Annotated in this window: 3 protein-coding genes; all 3 read left to right on the top strand. The window is 66.2% G+C overall.

What is annotated here, in order from left to right; all coding sequences use genetic code 11:
* On the top strand, nt 1-919 hold a 919-nt coding region (locus tag EN742_RS30115; protein WP_128333619.1), incomplete at its 5' end, for an Atu2307/SP_0267 family LLM class monooxygenase.
* Nucleotides 920-1,038: 119 nt separating this feature from the next.
* Nucleotides 1,039-2,211 carry an AI-2E family transporter gene (locus tag EN742_RS30110; protein ID WP_126057214.1) on the top strand — a complete coding sequence of 391 codons (1,173 nt, stop codon included), beginning with the start codon at nt 1,039-1,041 and terminating at the stop codon, nt 2,209-2,211.
* 83 nt (nt 2,212-2,294) lie between these two features.
* Nucleotides 2,295-2,979, top strand: a 685-nt coding sequence (locus EN742_RS30105) for an arylamine N-acetyltransferase (protein ID WP_148670358.1), incomplete at its 3' end; no start/stop codon positions are given.

The raw sequence follows: 2,979 nt of genomic DNA, 5'->3' as shown, positions 1-2,979 counted from the left end.
GGGCGAGCACCACCGCCCCGACTACGCCGCCTCGGCGTCGGTCGTGGCGCTTGCCGCAGCGGCCGAGCGCACCAGGCGCATCAAGCTGACCAGCGCTGTCACCGTGCTCTCCTCCGACGATCCGGTGCGCGTCTTCCAGCAGTTCGCGACGCTCGACCTGCTGTCCGGCGGCCGCGCCGAGATCATGGCCGGACGCGGCTCCTTCATCGAATCCTTCCCGCTGTTCGGCTTCAACCTCGAAGACTATGACGAGCTGTTCGCCGAGAAGCTCGACCTGCTGCTCGCCATCCGCGATCACGTCAAGGTGACGTGGCAAGGACGCCTGCGCGCGCCGATCAACGGCCGTGGCGTCTATCCGCGCCCCTTCCAGGAGAAACTGCCGGTCTGGATCGCCATCGGTGGCACCCCGCAGTCCGCCGCCCGCGCGGGCGCGCTCGGCCTGCCGCTGGCGCTCGCCATCATCGGCGGCGAGCCGGCGCGCTTTGCGCCGCTGTTCGAGGTCTATCGTCAGGCCGCCAGACGGGCCGGCAACGATCCGGCAAGCCTCGCCACCAGCCTCAACGTGCACGGCTTCATCGCCGAAACCACCGAGCAGGCGGCGGACGATTTCTACGCGCCGCAAGCCGAGGTGATGAACCGCATCGGCCGCGAGCGCGGCTGGGGTCCGACCTCGCGGGCGCATTTCGACCAGTCGCGCGGGCCGAACGGCGCCTTGTTCGTCGGCAATCCCGAACAGGTGGCGGAGAAAATCGTCGCCCAGCACCGGATCTTCAACAATGACCGCTTCCTGCTGCAGATGGCGATCGGCACCATGCCGCACGCCAAGATCATGAAGGCGATCGAGCTCTACGGCACCAGGGTGGCGCCGATCGTCCGCAGGGAGACCGCGAAGATCGCGCCCGCCGAGCCCGTCGCCTGATCGGGTCGCGTGACCTGATCCCATCCGGGCCAAGGGGTCATTGCCGGCTAACGGAACCTTGCAGCTACGCGGGCGTTTTCGCAGGGAAGCCGCGTGTCGCGGTGTGCCCGAGGAAAGCGATGAAGGCCGAACCGACCGCTTCGGGTAGCGCCGGTGCCGCAGGGAGTCCGGACCCGCGCGAGGCCGCGCGAGCGGACACGCATTTGATGCGGTCCCTGCTCATCGGCATCTTCATTCTGATGACCGTCTATGCGCTCTATTTCGGGCGCGCCTTCTTCATGCCGGTGATCCTCGCCTTCCTGCTGGCGCTGACGCTCACGCCGATCGTGCGCTTCCTGCGCCAGCGCGGCGTGCCCGATGCGCTGTCTGCAACGCTGCTTGTGCTCATGTCGGTGATTTTCGTCGCCGGCGCCGGCTATCTGCTCAGCGGCCCGGTCATTGACCTCATCAACAAGGCCCCCTCGATCGGCCTGCAGCTGACCGAGCGCCTGGCACAGCTCAGGCAGCCGTTCGAAAAGATCATGCAGATCTCGCATCAGCTGGAAGGGTTGACCGAGACCTCGCAGGAGCCCGACGTCCAGAAGGTCGTGCTGGCGCAATCCGGCATGTTGTCTTCCGCCGCCGGCAACATCCTGTCGGCGGGCACCGGCATCACCATCGTCTTCGTGCTGTCGCTGTTCCTGCTCGCCTCGGGCACGATGTTCTACGAGAAGATCATCCAGTCGTTCGCCAGCCTCAGCGAGAAGAAGCGGGCCTTGCGGGTCGTCTACGACGTCGAGCGCGAGATCTCGCATTACCTGCTTACCGTTACCATCATCAATGCCGGCCTCGGCACGGTAATTGGCCTGGGCCTGTGGGGGCTCGGCATGCCCAACCCAATGGTCTGGGGCGCGGCCGCCGCCTTGCTCAACTTCCTGCCCTATGTCGGGGCGCTGATGACGATCCTGCTGGTCACGGTGATCGCGCTGATCAGCTTCGACTCGATCTCCTATGCGCTGCTGGCGCCGGCCTTCGTGCTTCTGTGCGACCTGGTAGAGGGCCAGTTCGTGACACCGATGGTGGTCGGCAGACGCCTGGAGATCAACGCGGTGGCGGTCTTCATCGCCATTGCCTTCTGGTCGTGGCTGTGGGGCTTCGTCGGCGCGCTGATGGCGGTACCGCTGCTGGTCGTCATCAAGGTCTTCTGCGACCACTTCGAAGGGCTGAGCCATGTCGGCAATTTCCTGGCGGCACAGCACAGCGTCGTCGTCGAGGAGGATACGGCCGAGGAGAACGGCAAGGTCCGGACCTGACCCAGCCCGGCAATTGTTGGCCGCGCTGTTTGTCGGACCCGGAGCGAGTGCCTATATCGAGCCGGTCAAGCCGGACCTCCTTCATGACCAACGCCTCCTTCGACCTGGATGCCTATTTCGCCCGTATCGGCTATCGCGGTCCGACCGAGGTGTCGCTGGCGACGCTGAAAGCGCTGCACCGGCAGCATCCGCAGGCGATCCCGTTCGAGAACCTCGATCCGTTTCTCGGGCATCCGGTCAAGCTCGATCCCGCCTCGCTGCAGGACAAGGTGTTGGCGCGCGGCCGCGGCGGCTATTGCTATGAGCACAATCTGATCCTCTTGCATGCGCTGACGGCGCTCGGCTTCGAGGTGAGCGGCCTTGCCGCGCGGGTCCTGTGGGGCCAGACCGACGACGCCGTTACCGCGCGCAGCCACATGCTGCTGCGTGTCGAGCTCGACGGCCGCACCCATCTTGCCGATGTCGGCTTCGGCGGGCTGACGCTGACGGCGCCGCTGCTGCTCGAAGCCGGACCCGAGCAGCAGACCCCGCATGAAACCTTCCGCCTCGTGGAGACGGACGATCACTTCCGCCTGCAGGTGGAACTCGGCGGCGCCTGGCGCAACGTCTACCGCTTCGACATGCAGCGCAGCTACGAGGTCGACTATGCGGTCAGCAGCCACTTCCTGTCGACGCATCCGAGCTCGCATTTCCTGTCCTCGGTGATCGCGGCGCGCGCCCTGCCCGACCGGCGCTACGCGCTGCGCAACAACCGGCTGTCGACGCATC

Origin of the sequence: Mesorhizobium sp. M4A.F.Ca.ET.020.02.1.1, from assembly GCF_004022645.1 — a bacterium.
GTDB lineage: Bacteria > Pseudomonadota > Alphaproteobacteria > Rhizobiales > Rhizobiaceae > Mesorhizobium.
This window is presented reverse-complemented; position numbering and strand designations above follow the sequence as displayed.

Bases quoted from the DNA above. Each gene is read 5' to 3' on its own strand.
- EN742_RS30110 (WP_126057214.1), top strand. From the start codon at position 1,039: ATGAAGGCCGAACCGACCGCTTCGGGTAGCGCCGGTGCCGCAGGGAGT.